Raw genomic sequence first — 15,393 nt, forward strand, 5'->3', positions numbered from 1 at the left:
AGGTTCTGCGCGCACCACGGGCCGGCCAGGATGCGCGACAGGTCCAGCACGCGGACGCCGTCGAGCGCGCTCTTCATCGTTGTTGTCATGTATGGAACTCCGCTACGCCGTTGCTGAGCACGGTGACATCGCGCGCAGGCACGCGGGCGTCGAACAGCACGCGGCCACCGCCTTCGCGCCACATGCGCACCTCGAGGGTTTCGCCGGGGAATACCGGCCGGGAGAAGCGCACGTCGAGTTCGAGCAAGCGGTCGCCGTCGCCATCGGCATAGGTGTCGACCAGCGCGCGCGCCGCCACGCCGTAGGTGCACAGCCCATGCAGGATGGGCTTGTCGAAGCCGGCCGCGCGCGCCACTTCGGGATCGGCGTGCAGCGGATTGGGATCGGCATTGAGGCGGTACAGCAACGCGGCCTGCGGCAGGATCGCCAGGCTGCGCAGCGCATCCGGTGCGCGCGCCGGCGCTGCCGGCAGCGCCTCGGGTGCGATGTCGCCCTGGCCGAAGCCGCCATCGGCACGGCAAAAGGTGGTGTGGTTCACGGTGGCCAGCTCGGCGCCGGTGGCGTCGTCCACCAGTGTGCGCTCCACGATCACCAGCGCGCCCTTGTCCGCTCCCTTGTCGATCACATGGGTCACCCTGGCACGGGCGCGCACGGTGCCGGCCGCAGGCAGCGGACGGTGCAGGCGCAGGCGCTGCTCGCCATGCACGATGCGCACCCAGTCGATGCCGCTGTCCGGGTCCTGCATCCAGAAGCCCGGGTAAGCCAGCACGACGGCCTGCGTCGGGAACGCCTTGAGCTGCGCCTCGTAGACGTAGCGCAGCTGGCGCGGATCGGTGGGTTGCTCGCCCAGGCCGAGGCCGAGCGCGTAGAGAATGGAATCCTTCTCGCCGTAGGTCTGCCTGACCTCCGGGAATTCCCAGTGCCTGATGCGGTTGTAGTCGAGCGGCATGGCGTCAGATCGGGTCCCAGTTGATCACGTCGGGCGAGCGCTCGAGCTTGAAGAAGCTGTTGCGCATGGCAGGGATGGCGATCTCGGCGATGGATTCCGGCGTCCAGCCTTCGCTCATGTGCACCGAGCGTACCGGGCGCGGCTGGCTCATCAGCATGATCTCGTTGGCGCGCACGGCAAAGATCTGCGCGTTGACTTCATGCGCCGCGTCGCTGGCGAGGAAGGCCGCCATCGGTGCCACCTTGTTGGCTTCCATCTTTTGCAGCTTGGCCACGCGTGCCTTTTCTTCCGGCGTCTCGGAGGGAATCGAGCTGGTCATGCGGCTCCAGGCAAACGGCGCGATACAGTTCGAGCGCACATTGAAGCGGGCCATGTCGAGCGCGATCGACTTCGACAGCGCGGCGATGCCGAGCTTGGCGGCCGAGTAATTGGCCTGCCCGAGGTTGCCGATCAGGCCGGAGGTGGAAGTCATGTGCACGTAGGCGCCGCTCTCCTGGTCCTTGAAGTGGTTGGCCGCCGCGCGGCTGACGAAGAAGGTGCCATTGAGATGGACGTCGATCACCGCGCGCCATTCTTCCTCGTTCATCTTGAAGAACATGCGGTCGCGCAGGTTGCCGGCGTTGTTGACCACGGCATCGATACGGCCGAAGTGATCGAGCGCGCATTGCACGATGGCGTTGGCGCCCTGCCAGCTCGATACGCTGTCGGTATTGGCTACCGCGATGCCGCCGGCAGCGACGATCTCGTCGACCACGCGCTGTGCGGGACCGGCATCGCCGCCCTCGCCGGTGAGCGACACGCCGATGTCGTTGACGACAACCTTCGCGCCCGCCTTGGCCAGTTCCAGCGCTACGCCACGGCCGATGCCGCCACCCGCGCCCGTTACCAGCGCGACCTTGCCTGCCATCATTCCACTCATGCTCTTGCTCCTGTCTACACGTTTGTTGGTCGGCCTGGCAAGCAGGCCGGATGCTCAAATCCAGAATGCGTGCGGGCTTGCCCGCTCCACCCGCGCACCCGATGCCTTGACGACCTTGCGCCAGCGCGCGAGCTGCCGGCCGGCGATGGTGCCGCCGGCGCGAACTTCACTGCAATGGAATGCCGGTGTCCTTGACCACCCTGGCCCAGCGCGCGCGCTCGGCGTCGATGAACTTGCCGAAATGCGCCGGCGTGTCGCCGCCCGGCACGCCGCCGAGTTCCGCCAGGCGGGTCTTCACCTCCGGCTCCGCCAGGATGCCGGCCACGGTCTTCTGCAGGCGCGCGACGATGGCGGGCGGCGTGCCGGCCGGCGCCACCAGGCCGAACCACGCGGTCACCTGGAAATCGTCGAGGCCGGCTTCCTTCATGGTGGGCACGTCCGGCAATTCGGCCACGCGCGCGGCGCTGGTCACGGCCAGCGCACGCAGCTTGCCGGACTGGATATGCGCCAGCGAGCTGGGCAGGTTGTCCACCATCATGGTCACCTGGCCGGCGACCAGGTCGGCCACGGCCGGCGCGGCGCCCTTGTAGGGCACATGGATGATGTCGATGCCGGTGCGCTTCCTGAACAGCTCGCCGGACAGGTGCACCGATTGCCCGGTGCCGGAAGAAGCAAACGACAGCTTGCCGGGCTGGGACCTGGCCAGCGCCACCAGCTCGGCCACATTGCGGGCGGGCACCTTGGCGTTCACCACCAGCACATTGGGCACCGAGACCACCATGGTGACCGGCGCGAAGTCCTCGGGACGGTAGGGAAGCTGCTTGTACAGGGCGTAATTGATGGCATTGGGGCCGATATTGCCCATCATCAGCGTATAGCCGTCGGGCGCGGCCTGGCGCAGCGCCTGCACGCCGACGATGCCGGCGGCGCCGGCCCGGTTCTCCACCACCACGGGCTGGCCCAGCAGCTCGCCCAGGCGCTTGCCGACCAGGCGCGAGGCAATGTCGGTGGTACCGCCGGCCGCCGCGGGCACGATGAGGCGCACGGGCTTGTCGGGGTAGGCGGCGGCGCCGAGGCTCAGGGTCGTCATGCCCAGCACGGCGGCCACGGCCGCCAGCATGCGTGCGCTGTAGCGCCGAACTGTCATTGGTCGTCCTCCTGGTTGGCCTGGCGGCGGTCCGGGAATTCCGCGCCGCCCACCGCACCTATCCGGTATTCGCCCGCGCATTACGGGCGATCCGGCCTTTTTGGTTCTATTGCCACGCCGAATACGATAAATTGACGGCGGGGACATTGCTATTCACGATTCACAAAAGAGGCCTTTGGCCCAGCGAAACACATGCATTACGACCTGACCGACCTGCGCCTCTTCCTCAACGTCGGCGAAACCGAAAACCTCACCCGCGCCGCCGAGCGCAGCTTTCTCTCCCTGCCCGCCGCCAGCACCCGCATCAAACAGCTGGAAGAGGCCTTCCAGACCCAGTTGCTGATCCGCCAGGTCAAGGGCGTGCGCCTGACGCCGGCCGGCGACGCGCTGCTGCGCCATGCGCGGGAAGTGTTCCGCGAGCTGGAATGCCTGCATTCGGACCTGCGGCCCTACGCCAAGGGCGTCAAGGGCCGGGTGCGGCTGCTGGCCAACACCACCGCCACCAACTCCTTCCTCGCCACCGCGCTGTCGCGCTTCCTGGCCGAGAACCCGGATGTCGATATCGAACTGGAAGAGCAGCTCTCGCAGGCCATCGTCTCGGCCATCGGCGCCGGCGCGGCCGACCTCGGCATCGTCGCCGGAGAAGTGGCGACCAACGATCTGGAGGTCATGCAGCTGTGCAGCGACGAATTGATCGTGATCGCGCCGGTCAACCACCCGCTGCCGCAGTTCACGCGCCTGCATTTCGCCGACCTGCTGGATACCTGCCGCTTTGTCGGCCTCAACCAGTTCAGCGCCATCCAGTCTTTCCTGGACCGCATCGCCAGCGGCATGGGCAAGCGCATCAGCCTGCGCATCCAGCTCGGCAGCTTCGACGCGGTGTGCCGCATGGTGGAAGCCGGCGCCGGCATCGCCATCGTGCCCAACAGCTGCGCGCGCCGCTATGCCAGCCGCAAGGTGCTGCGCTTCATCCCGCTGGAAGACGAATGGGCCAAGCGCGACCTGCGCCTGGTGCGGCGGCCGGGGCGGGAGCTGCCGCAGTTCGCCGAGACCTTGATCCAGTATTTGACGGAAGCGGCGCGCGAGCCGGTTTGAGGGAAAGCGCAAGCTCGCATGGGCGGCAACACTCCGCAAGGTGGACGCCAGACCGAATTCAGACTATATTCGGTCATCCGGTAACTTCCACTTGGACCCACCGTGAAACTCTCGAACATCAAGCCAATCAGCTTTCTGAAAAGCGATGCGGCCCGTATCGTCACTGAGCTCGGCGAAACGCGCGAGCCCTTGATCATTACCCAGAATGGCGAGGCTAAACTCGTCGTGCAGGACATCGCCAGCTACGAAGCGCAGCGGCAAACCACCGCGCTATTGAAAATCCTGGCGCTTGGCGAGAAGGAGATCGCGGAGGGCAAGGTGACAACGGCTGCAGACGTCTTTGCCGAACTGGATCGGCTGGACCAGGAAGACGGCGCATGAAGGTGGTCTTTCTCGATTCCGCCAGGCAGGATTTGATCGACCTTAGACGCTATCTGGTCAGATACAAAGCGGACGGAACCTGGCAGGCCATCAAGAAGCAGATTCAAGACAAGGTTGCTTACATCGCCGAGTTCCCGTCGTCCGGTGCACGCCCCGACGAGCTGGCAGGCTTCACGGCTGACTTCAGGCAACACCTGACACATCAGCAGCGAATCATTTACAGGGTCGCCGCGGACACCGTCTACATCCACATCATCTGTGGGCAAGTCCAGGACTTCGAAGAGATTCTGAGTCAGCGACTTACCCGGCCATGGTGAGTCAGCCCTTCCACATGCGCGTATGCGGATTGGACAGCGCCGGGGGGGGGCCAGCCTGCATGGCAGGCTTCACTGCCTCGTAGCCCGACAATGCCAAGCGCCGGACGATCACAGTAAAGCGTCTTCCAGCCGCATAAGGGCACGGCCGCGCTCAAAGCGTCAGCATGAGCCTGCCTGTCAGCGCCCCCGGTAACAAGCTGGAATCGGTCTGCCGCTCGCCATAAGTGCTGCTCGACACCCGCAACTGCCGCTCGCTGGTCAGCGCTTCCAGGTGGTCGCCCAGAAAGCTGTAGATGCTGTCGTCGAAGCGCATGGTGCCGACCGGCGCCTGGATGCGGCCGTCCTCCACCCAGAAGGTGGCGAAGCGGGTCATGCCGGTCATGCGGCCAGCCGGGGCGTCGGACCAGTTCAGGTACCAGAGGTTGCCGATGTAGAGCCCCGTGCCGAGCGCGGCCAGCACATCGTCCTGCGCCAGCGTGCCGGCGCCCATGGCGAGGGCCTGCGGGCCTTCGCCGGCGTCGGCGCAATTGGCGGCCAGGCCGTACTCGCGCGCACTGCGCGGGTAGACCAGCCGGCCCGCGGCGCGGCCCGCGCGCACCAGTGCCGCATCGCTGCGCGGGATGCCTTCGGGGCCGAAGGCCGGGGCCAGCGCGCCGCTCGCCCGCTCATCCAGGTCCAGCAGGGGGCTGAGGCGCGCGCCACCGTCGTACAGGCGCTGCAGCGGGCTCTCCTTGTGCGCCAGCGCGCGCGCGGAAAAGCCGCCCCAGCCCAGCATGCCCAGCACGTCGTCGAGCGCGGCCGGGGCCAGGTAGGCGCGGTAGTCGCCGGGCGGCAGGATGCGCGGCGGCTTGCCCAGGTGCTCCAGTTGGCGGCGTGCCGCCTCGAAGCGGCTGGCGAACCCGGCTGGGTCCCACTGCGAGCCCGCGTAGTCGGCCTTCACGGCCTGGCCATTGGCGTGGAACAGGCTCCAGTCGAAATGGAAAGCCTGCGCGGCATGCCAGCCGAAGGCGCCGAAGCTGTTGGCGAAGCCCCGGTACAGCGGGCCGGCGGCGTAGATGCCGACCAGATCGTGGCCGCGCGCGGCCTCCTCTATCTGCGCCAGGACTTCGGTGCCGTCCGGCGGCGCGGTCCCGTCGGCGAACCTGCGCTGCCAGGGTTCGCGCTCGAGCGTCAGGTAAGGGTCGGGCTGCAACTGCCCGATCGCCTCGCGCAACTGCCGCAGGCCGTCCGCCAGGCGCAGGCGGTCGCTTGCCGGCTCGCCGCACAGCGCGATGCCGATCCGCGCATGGCGGCCGTCGCGAATCAGCGTGAGGCGGCCAAAGGCTTGCCGCACCTGTCCCGCCTGTCGCACCCGAGCGCGGTTGTAGCGAATGAATTCCGACGCCTCGGCGCTGTACCACAGGGTGAAGTCTTCGCCCTCGCGCAGCGAGGCGCGCACATCCGCGGCAAGCGCGGCGAACAACGATTCCGCATCCGCCATCACGCGGCCCCTCCAAACACTTCCACTTGCCGGAACACGCAGGCCGGCGACGCATGGCCGACGCGCACTATCTGGTTGGGCTCGCCCTTGCCGCAGTAAGGCGTGCCGTGCACCTCGAAGGTACTGGCATCGCCAACGGCGGCCAAGCTGCGCCAGAAGTTCGCGGACACGCCGCGATAGTTCGGATTCTTGACGACGCCTTTCAGCTCGCCGTTCTCGATCAGGCGGCCCCATTCGCAGCCGAACTGGAACTTGTTGCGCGCATCGTCGATCGACCACGAGCGGTTGGTCGACATCAGGATGCCGCGCTCGATGCCGCCGATCAGTTGCGCCATGGTGCGCTCGCCCGGTTCCAGATTGAGGTTGGCCATGCGATCGATGGGCGCACGGTTCCAGCTGCTGGCGCGGCTGTTGGCCACGCCCGGCAATCCGCTGCGCCACTGCGACAGCGCCGCGCCGAGCGGGCGCAGCAGCAGACCGTCGCGGATCAGGAATTCCTTGCGCGCCGGCTGCCCCTCGTCGTCGCAGCCATAGCTGCCCAGTTCCTCGGGAATGCCCGGGTCGAAGCTGATATTGAGCAGGTCCGAGCCGTACTGGTAGCGGCCGAAGTCCTCCAGGCCGATAAAGCTGGTGCCCGCATAGTTGCGCTCGTCCCCGAGGATGCGATCCAGCTCCAGCGGGTGGCCGATGGATTCGTGGATCTGCAGCATCATCTGGTCGGGCATCAGCAGCAGGTCGGTCGGGCCGCTTGGGGCATTGGGCGCCAGCAGCAACTGCAAGGCCTCGTCCGCTACCCGCGCCGCGGCGCCGGCGAAGCCCAGGCGCCCGATGACTTCAGCGCCGCCCTGCTGGCCGCTGCCGAAGCCGCCGAAACTGCGGGTCTGGCTGTCGCTGCCGTCGAAGGCGGTCACGCTGATGCCGGGGTAGACGAAGCGCAGCGCCTGCCATTGCTCCGCACCGGCACTGTTGAGATAAAGCTGCTCGTGGCGCTGGTGATCCAGGTAGGCGGTCCAGTTCGCCAGGCGGGAATCGGCCGGCACGCTGGCGCAGACCTCCGCCAGCAGCGCGAAGCGCTCGGCGAATCCCGGGAACGGGCCGTTCAGGCCCGGTGATTCGTAGCGGGCATGGCCTTGCGGCGGCGCCAGCCCGCGCATGTCGACCAGGCCGTGCGCGGCGATCCGCCGTGCCAGCGCTTCGGCGCTGTCGAGGGCGCGCTGCAGCCCGGCCACGCCGAGATCGCTGGTGGCGGCATAGGCCTCCACGCCGGCCAGGCGCACGCTGAGCATGGCGCCCATGTCCTGCGTGAGGGACGGCGGCTCGGCGACGCTGCGCCGCATCATGCAATGCTCGCCGGTCTGCCGGACAAGGCGCAGCGAGTGGAACTCGGCGCGGGTGGTAAGCGCGGCAAAATCCTGCCTGACGCGTTCGAACACGAGGTGCTCCTTGGGCAATGGCTGGACAGACCGATCCTGCCCGCAACCGCGGCGAGCCGGCATCGTCGGCAAAACCGGAAAACGACGAGAACTGCATCTTACTGCTCGGCCGGCGCCGCCGCCACATGGAACACATGGGTGCATGCCGGCCCCTCCCGCCGGTTCGCTTTTTGGTACATGTTCGAGGCTGACAGCCAGCATTACGGATATCGAGCTGCCTTGGGAGATTTCCCCAGCCTCATTGGGAGGCGCTGGAAGGCGCCCGGATGAAGATCGCGGGCAGCGCCCTCGCCGCGCATGGCGAGGGCGTTGCCGCGGTGCTCGCCAATGACCGCGGAGTGGACAGCACGAGCCTCACCGTGACCGGCTCCACACCGCTGGTCACCGGCACCCGCAGCCATCTGCGCAATCAATGCCGCGCGGGTAAGCGCCACCGATGTCTCCGTGCATATCCGGGGCAGCGGCGCCTGCGGCCCCTATGCCGCCATCGATCCGCGCGTGGCGCCGCGGAACGTCACGATGCTGAACTGGTAAGCGGGGTGTCCGCGGTCCGCAGCTCGCCCCATCCTCAATCCGCCTTGATCCCCGCCGCCTTGATGATCGGCGACCATTTCTCGATCTCCGCCTGCAGCCAGGTGCGCAGCCCTTCCGGCGTCTGCTTGTCTTCCGGCACGATCTGCGCGCCCAGATCGGCCAGCCGGGCCGCCACCGCCGGGTCCTTCAGCGCGGTGCGCAGGGCCAGGCTGAGGCGGTCGATGATCGCCGGCGGCGTGCCGCGCGGTGCGTAGATGCCGTGCCAGACCTTGACCTCGAAGCCCTTGAGCCCGCTTTCCGCCAGCGTGGGCGTATCCGGCAACGCCTTGATGCGCGCGGTGGTCGTCACGCCGTAGAGCCTGACCCTGTCGGCCTTGATATGCGGCAGCGTCTGGGTGGTCTGGTCGCACAGGATGTCGACCTGGCCGCCCATCAGCGCTGTCAGCGCGGGGGCGGTGCCCTGGTACGGGATGGCGGTGAGGTCCACCCCGATGGCCTTCTGGAACAGCATGCCGCACAGCTGGGAGACCGCGCCCAGCCCTGCATTGGCCAGATTGACCTTGCCCTGGTTCTGGCGGATGTAGGCAATCAGCTCCGGCAGCGTCCTGGCCGGCAGGTCGTGGCGGCCGAGCAGGGTCATGGGCACGTCCGCCACCTGGCCGACGAAGGTGAAGTCCGTCAGCGGCTTGTAGGGCAGCTTGCTGTACAGCGCCGGCGCGGTGGCCATGCCGTTGTGGTGGATCAGGATGGTGTAGCCGTCCGGCGCGGCCTTGGCCACGTACGCGGCGGATACCGTGCCGCCCGCGCCGAGGCGGTTTTCCACCACCACGCTCTGGCCCAGGGTTTTGGACATGGCCGCGGCCAGGGTGCGTGCCACCACATCGGTGGGGCCGCCCGCGGCGAATGGCACCACCATGGCGATCGGCCTGGCCGGGTAAGGGTCGGCGGCACGCGCGGGCAGGGCAAGCGCGAGGGCGGCTGCCACACCCAGCGCGGCCAGCGCCATCCCGCGCCATGGCGCGGGCTTTCCTTCTGTGCCCGCCGCGTTCCCGCTGCCAGCCCGCCGTCCTTGCCGCTGCGCCTTCGTGCCTGTCATGGTTGTCGTCTCCAATATGAGCTCGCCGGCCGGGAACGGCCCGCGGCGTTGTCTTTCGGGCAAGCGTGGCGACAAAGTGGCCTGCATGCAATACGGATTTCCCAAAGGGAGGGCAAGGCGGCCCAAAAGGCTGCCAGGGCGGCGCGGCCGCCGGGGCGCTCCCATGCGCTTCCGGGGGCGCTAAGCCGCTCTTTCGCAAATCCGAATTACCGTGCGGCAGGCCCTCGGGAATAATGGCCGTCAGCTAATTCCCATCACGTCCATCACATCCATATCGTCTACCACGGGGCCCCTTTCATGTTCGCAGAACAATCGCACGACCAGCCGTATCCCGATATCCGCGAAGCCGTGCGTGCACTGTGCGCCGGCTTCGATTCCGCCTACTGGCAGCGCGTGGAAGAGCAGAACGCCTTCCCGGAGGAATTCGTGACGGCGCTGACCAAGGCCGGCTGGCTGTCCGCGCTGATCCCCGAGGAGTACGGCGGCTCGGGCCTGCCGCTGACCGCGGCCTCGGTCATCATGGAGGAGATCAACCGCAACGGCGGCAACTCCGGCGCCTGCCACGGCCAGATGTATGTGATGGGCTGCCTGCTGCGCCACGGCTCGACCGAGCAGAAGCAGCGCTGGCTGCCTGGCATCGCCTCGGGCGAGCTGCGCATGCAGTCGATGGCCGTGACCGAGCCCACTACCGGCACCGACACCACCAAACTCAAGACCACTGCCGTGAAGAAGGGCGACCGCTACGTCATCAACGGCCAGAAGGTGTGGATCTCGCGCGTGCAGCACTCGGACCTGATGCTGCTGCTGGCGCGCACCACGCCGCTGGACCAGGTCAAGCGCAAGTCCGAAGGGTTGTCGGTGTTCGTGGTCGACCTGCGCGAAGCCATCGGCAAGGGCCTGACCGTGCGCCCCATCCGCAATATGGTCAACCACGAGACCAACGAGCTGTTCTTCGACAACCTGGAGATTCCCGCCGAGAACCTGATCGGCGAGGAAGGCAAGGGGCTCAAGTACATCCTCGACGGCCTCAACGCCGAGCGCATCCTGATTGCCGCCGAATGCATCGGCGACGGCTACTGGTTCATCGAGCGCGCCAGCACCTACGCCCGCGAGCGCATCGTGTTCGACCGTCCGATCGGCCAGAACCAGGGCATCCAGTTCCCCATCGCGCGCGCCTACGTGAACGTGGAAGCGGCCAGCCTGATGCGCTACAAGGCCGCGGCCCTGTTCGATGCCGGCAAGCCCTGCGGCAAGGAAGCCAATATGTCCAAGCTGCTGGCGGCCGACGCTTCGTGGGAAGCCGCCAACGTCTGCCTGCAGACCCACGGCGGCTTCGGCTTTGCCGCCGAATACGATATCGAGCGCAAGTTCCGCGAGACGCGGCTGTACCAGGTGGCGCCGATCTCCACCAACCTGATCCTGTCGTATGTGGCCGAGCACGTGCTCGAGCTGCCGCGTTCGTTCTGAGGCCCGCGCACATGCTTCCTTCGCACCAGGGCATCCGCCCGCTCGACGGCATTCGCGTCGTTTCCCTCGAACATGCCGTGGCCGCCCCCTTTGCCACCCGCCAGCTGGCCGATCTCGGCGCGCGCGTGGTCAAGGTGGAACGCCCCGGCGCCGGCGACTTCGCGCGCGGCTACGATGAGACCGTCAACGGCCAGGCCTCGCACTTCGTCTGGCTCAACCGCGGCAAGGAGAGCCTGACGCTCGATCTCAAGCAGGACGAGGCGCAGGCCGTGCTGCACCGCCTGCTGGCCGATGCGGACGTGCTGGTGCAGAACCTGGCGCCCGGCGCCGCCGCGCGCATGGGGCTGGATTTCGCCAGCCTGCACCCGCGCTACGGCAAGCTCATCGTGTGCGACATCTCCGGCTACGGCGACGCCGGCCCCTATCGCGACAAGAAGGCCTATGACCTGCTGATCCAGGCCGCCGCCGGCCTGACCGGCATCACGGGCAGCGCGGACGAGCCGTCGCGCGCCGGCATCTCCATCGCCGACATCGCGGCCGGCATGTACGCCTACAGCGGCATTCTCTCCGCGCTGCTGCAGCGCGGGCGCACCGGCCAGGGCCTGCGCGTGGAAGTGACCATGCTCGAGGCGCTCACCGAGTGGATGAACTACGCGCTGTACTTCGGCCACTACGGCGGCACGGCGCCGGCGCGCTTTGGCGCTTCGCATCCGGCCATCGCGCCCTATGGCGTGCATCGCACCGGCGACGGCGGCAGCGTGATCTTCGGCCTGCAGAACGAGCGCGAGTGGCAGGCTTTCTGCCAGAAGGTGCTGGGGCAGCCTGCGCTGCTGCAGGACGCGCGCTTTTCCTCCAACTCGGGCCGCGTGAAAAATCGTGCCGAGCTGACCGCGCTGATCGAAGCCCGCTTCGCGCCGATGACAGTGGCGCAGGTGGAAGCGCTGCTGGACGAAGCGCAGATCGCCAACGCGCCGATGAACGATATCGAGGCCGTGTGGAACCACCCGCAACTCGCGGCACGCGGGCGCTGGCGCGAAGTGGCCAGCCCTGGCGGCCCCATTGGCGCGCTGCTGCCGCCGGCCAACCTGTCGGGCGTGGAACCGGTGATGGGCGACGTGCCGGCGCTGGGCGCGCACAGCGCGGCCATCCTGGCGGAGCTGGGATACGGCGCAGAGGAAATCGCCAGAATGGCAGGCAGCAAGACGATTTGAGCCGCAGGACCCAGCCATGGCGCCCGCGTGCATGCTCGCGCGGGCCCGGCTCCCCTCTCCCGCGCAGCGGAGGAGGGCAGGAACAGCAAGATCACAAGACAACCCCGAACACCGTCCGGAGCCGGCATGAGCCAAGCCACTGACCACACCTACCCCACCCGCCAGCTGTGCGACTTCCTGGCCCGCTTCAAGCTGGCCGACGTGCCCGCCGAGGTGGTGGAACGCACCAAGGACCTGTTCCTCGACTGGATCGCTTCGGCCATCGCCGGCAAGGACGCACCGGCCGTTCGCAAGCTGCAGGCGTTCGCCGCCGCGATGGGCCCGCAGCAGGGTCCCGCCGAGGTGCTGGTGGATCGCCGCCGCACTTCGCCGTACTTTGCCGCGCTGATCAACGGCGCGTCCTCGCACGTGGTCGAGCAGGACGACGTGCATAACGGCTCGGTGCTGCACCCGGCCGCCGTGGTGTTTCCTGCCGTCATCGCCGCCGCACAGGCCGAGGGCAAGAGCGGCGCCGACGTACTGCTGGCGTCCATCGCCGGCTACGAGGCCGGCATCCGCATCGGCGAATTCATGGGCCGCTCGCACTACCGCGTATTCCACACCACCGGCACCGTCGGCACGCTGGCGGCAGCAGCGGCTGTCGCCAAGCTTTATGGCATGGACGGCGAGGGCATCAACCAGGCGCTCGGCTCGGCCGGCACCCAGGCCGCCGGCCTGTGGGAATTCCTGCGCGACGCGGCTGACTCCAAGCAGCTGCACACCGCCAAGGCGGCCGCCGACGGACTGATGTCCGCATGGATCGCGCGCGCCGGCTTCACCGGTGCAAAGCGCATCCTGGAAGGCCCGCAGGGCATGGCCGCGGGCATGTCGAGCGACGCCAACCCGGCCGCCCTGACCGACCGCCTGGGCGAGCGCTGGGCCACCGCCGAGACTTCGTTCAAGTTCTTCGCCTCCTGCCGTCACACGCACCCGGCGGCGGACGCGCTCAAGGACCTGATGCTGCGCGAGACAATCCGCGCCGGGCAGATCGCCAGCGTGACCGCGCACGTGCACCAGGGCGCCATCGACGTGCTCGGCCCGGTGACCGATCCCAAGACCATCCACCAGGCCAAGTTCTCGATGGGGACCGTGCTGGGCCTGGTGGCGGTGCATGCGCACGCCGGCCTGGGCGAGTTCGAGGACCATGCACTGCAGGACGCCAAGGTGGCTGCCTTCCGCGACAAGGTGGAGATGGTGCTGGACGACGAGATCAATGCCGCCTATCCGCGCCAGTGGATCGGCCGCGTCACCGTAACGACCACGGACGGCCGCACCCTTGCGGGCCGCGTGGACGTGCCCAAGGGCGATCCCGGCAATACGCTGTCGCGCCCCGAACTCGAAGCCAAGGCGCTGCAGCTGGGGGCCTTCCGCCGCGGCGCCGGCGAGGCGGAGATGCGCGCCATCATCGCCCGCGTATGGGCCCTGGAAAAGCAGACGGACGTCAACGACTGGCTGCCGGTCGGCCAATGAGGGCCAATGACGGCCAACCATAACGGGATCCGCTCCATGTCCACCGCCATCACCTACCTGTTCGTGCCGGGCGACCGGCCCGAACGCTTCGACAAGGCCGCCGCCGCCGCGCCCGACGCGCTGATCCTCGACCTGGAGGACGCCGTGCACCCTGACCGCAAGCCGGCCGCGCGCACGGCCATCGCCGCGTGGCTGCTGGAACGCGGCGCGCAAGCGCAGGCCCATGTGCGCATCAACGACACCAGCTCGCCGGCTTTTGCCGCGGACATGGACTGGCTGCGCGCGCTGCCGCCCGACGCGCCGCTGGCCGGCCTGCTGGTGCCCAAGGCCGAAGACCCCGCCGCGCTCGGCGAGATCGCACAGGCGCTGGCCCAGGTCAATCCGCAGGGCCGCATCGTGGCCATCGTCGAAAGCGCGCGGGGCCTGCACGGCATCGACGCGGTCGCGTCTGCCCCGGGCGTGTCGCGGCTGGCCTTCGGCTCGCTGGATTTTGCCGTGGACCTGGGCTGCGCCCATACCCGCGAAGCGCTGCTGACGGCGCGCTCGCGCATCGTGCTGGCGTCGCGCGTGGCCGGGCTGCCGCCACCGGTGGATGGCGTCACCACCGCACTCAAGGACGAGGCCGTGCTGGCCGGCGACGTGGCGCACGCGCGTGCGCTCGGCTTCGCCGCCAAGCTGTGCATCCACCCAGCCCAGCTCGCCGCGGTACGCGCCGGCTTCCTGCCCACCGCCGAACAACTGGACTGGGCGCAGCGCGTGCTGGCCGCCACCGCCGGCGGCAGCCACGCGGTGCAGGTCGATGGAAAGATGGTCGACCGTCCCGTCATTGAACAGGCCCGGCGCATGCTTGCGCTGGCAAACCATCCCGCAGCCAGCCAGCCATGACCCAGCTCGAAACCCTGCGCACCTGGATCGGCCGCAGCGAAAGCCGCACCGAAACCCTTTCCCCGGAACCCGTGATCGGGCTCGCCGCCACCCTCGACCTGGATGGAGAAGCACTGTTGCGCGGCCCGCTGCCGCCGCTGTGGCACTGGCTCTATTTCCTGCCGCGCGCGCCGCAGCGCGAACTCGGCGATGACGGCCATCCGGCCCTGGGCGGCTTTATGCCGCCGGTGCCGCTGCCGCGCCGCATGTGGGCCGGCGGCGAACTGGATTTCCGCAAGCCGCTGCGGGTGGGCGATACCGTCACGCGCACGTCCACCGTGCGCAATGTCGAGCACAAGAGCGGACGCAGCGGCGAGCTGTGGTTCGTCACCGTGGAGCACGTGCTGACGGTCGGAGACGAAGTGGCGCTGAGCGAGCGCCACGACCTGGTCTACCGCGCCATGCCGGAACCCGGCCAGCCGCTGCCGCCGCGTCCCCGCCAGGCCCATCGGGCGCAATTCCAGCGCCAGCTGCGCGCCGGCCCGGTGATGCTGTTCCGCTTCTCCGCGCTCACCTTCAACGGCCACCGCATCCACTACGATCAAGACTACGTGCGCGACGTTGAAGGCTACCCTGGCCTGGTGGTGCATGGCCCGCTGCAGGCCGTACTGACGCTCGATCTCCTGGCGCGTGAAAAGCCCGGCGCCACGGTACGCCGCTTCGGCTTCCGCGGCCTCGCGCCGCTCTTCGACCACGACACCTTGACGGTGGGCGGTACGCTCGACGCCAGCACGCCAGGCAAAGTCATCCTGTGGACCGGCGACGATGCCGGCGGCCAGTCGATGGAGGCCTGGGCGGTGGTGGATAACTGAACGGCGCCTGCCGCGCGCGGGCGAGAGGCATCAAGACAACGACAACATCGCATCGGGATTGAAGGCAAGCGCAACCACGATCACAACAAGAGGAGACTTCCGATGCACGCAATCCGGAC

Annotated in this window: 14 protein-coding genes; 8 read left to right on the forward strand and 6 right to left on the reverse strand. The window is 68.2% G+C overall.

Features of this window, described 5'->3' with window-relative positions; genetic code table 11:
- Nucleotides 1-85 precede the first annotated feature (85 nt).
- The 3 genes from P3W85_RS04225 to P3W85_RS04235 form a co-directional block, all read right to left on the reverse strand.
- On the reverse strand, nt 86-949 hold the full coding sequence (locus P3W85_RS04225) for a MaoC/PaaZ C-terminal domain-containing protein (protein ID WP_017227399.1): 864 nt from the start codon (nt 947-949) through the stop codon (nt 86-88).
- A 4-nt stretch (nt 950-953) separates the two neighbouring features.
- Complete coding sequence (locus P3W85_RS04230) at nt 954-1,868, reverse strand: SDR family NAD(P)-dependent oxidoreductase (RefSeq protein WP_035812352.1); 915 nt, start codon at nt 1,866-1,868, stop codon at nt 954-956.
- A 166-nt stretch (nt 1,869-2,034) separates the two neighbouring features.
- A complete protein-coding gene (locus P3W85_RS04235) occupies nt 2,035-2,988 on the reverse strand; it encodes a Bug family tripartite tricarboxylate transporter substrate binding protein (RefSeq protein WP_430869492.1) in 954 nt (317 codons plus the stop codon).
- A 219-nt stretch (nt 2,989-3,207) separates the two neighbouring features.
- Here P3W85_RS04235 and P3W85_RS04240 point away from each other — a divergent pair, with 219 nt between their 5' ends.
- The 3 genes from P3W85_RS04240 to P3W85_RS04250 all read left to right on the forward strand — a co-directional run bounded on the left by P3W85_RS04240 (nt 3,208) and on the right by P3W85_RS04250 (nt 4,808).
- The gene (locus P3W85_RS04240; RefSeq protein WP_017227404.1) at nt 3,208-4,110 is read left to right on the forward strand and encodes a LysR family transcriptional regulator; all 903 of its coding nucleotides are present in this window, start codon (nt 3,208-3,210) and stop codon (nt 4,108-4,110) included.
- Nucleotides 4,111-4,212: 102 nt separating this feature from the next.
- Nucleotides 4,213-4,491 (forward strand): type II toxin-antitoxin system Phd/YefM family antitoxin, encoded by a 279-nt coding sequence (locus tag P3W85_RS04245; RefSeq protein WP_017227405.1) that lies wholly within the window; start codon nt 4,213-4,215, stop codon nt 4,489-4,491.
- A complete protein-coding gene (locus tag P3W85_RS04250; RefSeq protein WP_017227406.1) occupies nt 4,488-4,808 on the forward strand; it encodes a type II toxin-antitoxin system RelE/ParE family toxin in 321 nt (106 codons plus the stop codon). Before P3W85_RS04245 ends, P3W85_RS04250 begins: the two co-directional genes overlap by 4 nt.
- 151 nt (nt 4,809-4,959) lie before the next feature.
- Here the strand turns inward: P3W85_RS04250 and P3W85_RS04255 are convergent, their stop codons facing one another.
- From P3W85_RS04255 to P3W85_RS04265, 3 genes are all read right to left on the reverse strand, one after another.
- The gene (locus P3W85_RS04255; RefSeq protein ID WP_276263853.1) at nt 4,960-6,288 is read right to left on the reverse strand and encodes a TldD/PmbA family protein; all 1,329 of its coding nucleotides are present in this window, start codon (nt 6,286-6,288) and stop codon (nt 4,960-4,962) included.
- A complete protein-coding gene (locus P3W85_RS04260; RefSeq protein WP_430869491.1) occupies nt 6,288-7,784 on the reverse strand; it encodes a TldD/PmbA family protein in 1,497 nt (498 codons plus the stop codon). Before P3W85_RS04260 ends, P3W85_RS04255 begins: the two co-directional genes overlap by 1 nt.
- A 505-nt stretch (nt 7,785-8,289) precedes the next feature.
- Nucleotides 8,290-9,261 (reverse strand): tripartite tricarboxylate transporter substrate-binding protein, encoded by a 972-nt coding sequence (locus tag P3W85_RS04265; RefSeq protein WP_276263855.1) that lies wholly within the window; start codon nt 9,259-9,261, stop codon nt 8,290-8,292.
- A 387-nt stretch (nt 9,262-9,648) separates the two neighbouring features.
- On the opposite strand from P3W85_RS04265, the gene P3W85_RS04270 reads away from it, so the two are divergent.
- The 5 genes from P3W85_RS04270 to P3W85_RS04290 all read left to right on the forward strand — a co-directional run bounded on the left by P3W85_RS04270 (nt 9,649) and on the right by P3W85_RS04290 (nt 15,274).
- Nucleotides 9,649-10,818 carry an acyl-CoA dehydrogenase family protein gene (locus P3W85_RS04270; RefSeq protein ID WP_017224636.1) on the forward strand — a complete coding sequence of 390 codons (1,170 nt, stop codon included), beginning with the start codon at nt 9,649-9,651 and terminating at the stop codon, nt 10,816-10,818.
- Nucleotides 10,819-10,829: 11 nt separating this feature from the next.
- Complete coding sequence (locus tag P3W85_RS04275) at nt 10,830-12,029, forward strand: CaiB/BaiF CoA transferase family protein (protein WP_276263850.1); 1,200 nt, start codon at nt 10,830-10,832, stop codon at nt 12,027-12,029.
- A 126-nt stretch (nt 12,030-12,155) separates the two neighbouring features.
- Nucleotides 12,156-13,538: an MmgE/PrpD family protein gene (locus P3W85_RS04280; RefSeq protein WP_017224638.1), complete on the forward strand. Its 1,383-nt coding sequence runs from the start codon at nt 12,156-12,158 to the stop codon at nt 13,536-13,538.
- A gap of 36 nt (nt 13,539-13,574) precedes the next feature.
- On the forward strand, nt 13,575-14,423 hold the full coding sequence (locus P3W85_RS04285; protein WP_276263851.1) for an HpcH/HpaI aldolase/citrate lyase family protein: 849 nt from the start codon (nt 13,575-13,577) through the stop codon (nt 14,421-14,423).
- The gene (locus tag P3W85_RS04290; RefSeq protein WP_276263852.1) at nt 14,420-15,274 is read left to right on the forward strand and encodes an FAS1-like dehydratase domain-containing protein; all 855 of its coding nucleotides are present in this window, start codon (nt 14,420-14,422) and stop codon (nt 15,272-15,274) included. The genes P3W85_RS04285 and P3W85_RS04290 overlap by 4 nt, the downstream gene beginning before the upstream one ends.
- Nucleotides 15,275-15,393: the final 119 nt, after the last annotated feature.

It is taken from the genome of Cupriavidus basilensis, from assembly GCF_029335485.1.
Classification (GTDB): domain Bacteria; phylum Pseudomonadota; class Gammaproteobacteria; order Burkholderiales; family Burkholderiaceae; genus Cupriavidus; species Cupriavidus basilensis_E.

What these genes read in the sequence shown, in the direction of transcription:
- P3W85_RS04235 (WP_430869492.1), bottom strand. Translation starts at nt 2,988, where the DNA reads ATGCTGGCGGCCGTGGCCGCCGTGCTGGGCATGACGACCCTGAGCCTC.
- P3W85_RS04250 (WP_017227406.1), top strand. Translation starts at nt 4,488, where the DNA reads ATGAAGGTGGTCTTTCTCGATTCCGCCAGGCAGGATTTGATCGACCTT.
- P3W85_RS04275 (WP_276263850.1), top strand. Translation starts at nt 10,830, where the DNA reads ATGCTTCCTTCGCACCAGGGCATCCGCCCGCTCGACGGCATTCGCGTC.
- P3W85_RS04230 (WP_035812352.1), bottom strand. Translation starts at nt 1,868, where the DNA reads ATGAGTGGAATGATGGCAGGCAAGGTCGCGCTGGTAACGGGCGCGGGT.
- P3W85_RS04260 (WP_430869491.1), bottom strand. Translation starts at nt 7,784, where the DNA reads ATGCCGGCTCGCCGCGGTTGCGGGCAGGATCGGTCTGTCCAGCCATTG.
- P3W85_RS04290 (WP_276263852.1), top strand. Translation starts at nt 14,420, where the DNA reads ATGACCCAGCTCGAAACCCTGCGCACCTGGATCGGCCGCAGCGAAAGC.
- P3W85_RS04225 (WP_017227399.1), bottom strand. Translation starts at nt 949, where the DNA reads ATGCCGCTCGACTACAACCGCATCAGGCACTGGGAATTCCCGGAGGTC.
- P3W85_RS04285 (WP_276263851.1), top strand. Translation starts at nt 13,575, where the DNA reads ATGTCCACCGCCATCACCTACCTGTTCGTGCCGGGCGACCGGCCCGAA.
- P3W85_RS04280 (WP_017224638.1), top strand. Translation starts at nt 12,156, where the DNA reads ATGAGCCAAGCCACTGACCACACCTACCCCACCCGCCAGCTGTGCGAC.
- P3W85_RS04270 (WP_017224636.1), top strand. Translation starts at nt 9,649, where the DNA reads ATGTTCGCAGAACAATCGCACGACCAGCCGTATCCCGATATCCGCGAA.
- P3W85_RS04265 (WP_276263855.1), bottom strand. Translation starts at nt 9,261, where the DNA reads ATGGCGCTGGCCGCGCTGGGTGTGGCAGCCGCCCTCGCGCTTGCCCTG.
- P3W85_RS04255 (WP_276263853.1), bottom strand. Translation starts at nt 6,288, where the DNA reads ATGGCGGATGCGGAATCGTTGTTCGCCGCGCTTGCCGCGGATGTGCGC.
- P3W85_RS04240 (WP_017227404.1), top strand. Translation starts at nt 3,208, where the DNA reads ATGCATTACGACCTGACCGACCTGCGCCTCTTCCTCAACGTCGGCGAA.